1 protein-coding gene is annotated in these 893 nt (G+C 71.9%); it reads left to right on the top strand.

What is annotated here, in order from left to right; genetic code table 11:
• Positions 1–19: 19 nt before the first annotated feature.
• The coding region (locus tag AC5RUJ_RS17360) for a CapA family protein (protein ID WP_494156387.1) at positions 20–893 on the top strand (874 nt) is incomplete at its 3' end.

The raw sequence follows: 893 nt of genomic DNA, 5'->3' as shown, positions 1-893 counted from the left end.
GGGAATCCGCTGCGCCACCGTGGCCCTCACCGGCGACCTGCTGCTGCACGAGCCGCTCTGGGAGCAGGCGGCCGCCGACGCCCGGCGGACCGGGCAAGGGGCCCTGGACTTCGAGCCGATGTTGGCGGCCCAGGAGCAATACCTGGACACCGCCGACCTCGCCGTCTGCCAGCTGGAAACCCCGCTGGCCGGTGACGACGGACCGTACTCCGGCTACCCGGCGTTCAACGCGCCGCCGCAGATCCTCGACGCCGCCGCCGCCGTGGGCTACGACGCCTGCACCACCGCCAGCAACCACGCGTTCGACCACGGCACCGCCGGCCTGGAACGGACCCTGGAGGCGCTGGACGCGCGCGGCCTGGAACACACCGGCACCTACGCCAGTGCGGCCGAGGCCGAGGAGGTACTGGTTCTGGACACCCCGGCCGCGCGGATCGCGGTCATCACCGGCACCTTCTCGCTGAACGGGCTGGAGCCGGACCGGCCCTGGCAGGTGGACGTGCTGGATCCCCCGGCGATGATCGCCAAGGCCAGGAAGGCCCGGGCGCAGGGCGCGGACATCGTCTTGGGAGCGGTGCATGCCGGGGACGAATACACCGCCTACGCCAGCCCGCAACAGCAGGAGGTTGCCCACGCGTTGGCCGACAGCGGCGAGTTCTCCTTGGTGTACGGGCACCACAGCCACTCCGTCCAGCCGATTGAGCGCCACGACGGCACCTGGATCGTCTACGGGCTGGGCAACACCCTCGCCGCGCATGCAACCCCGAACATCCTCAACACCGAGGGGATGATGGTCCGGGCCCGGTTCAGCCAGGCCGGCGACGACGGCGCCTGGGAGGTGGCGGGGCTGGACTGGCTGCCGGCCACGTTCGACGGACCCGGGCACCGCTGGT

Source organism: Arthrobacter sp. Y3223164 (genome assembly GCF_059091005.1).
This window is presented reverse-complemented; position numbering and strand designations above follow the sequence as displayed.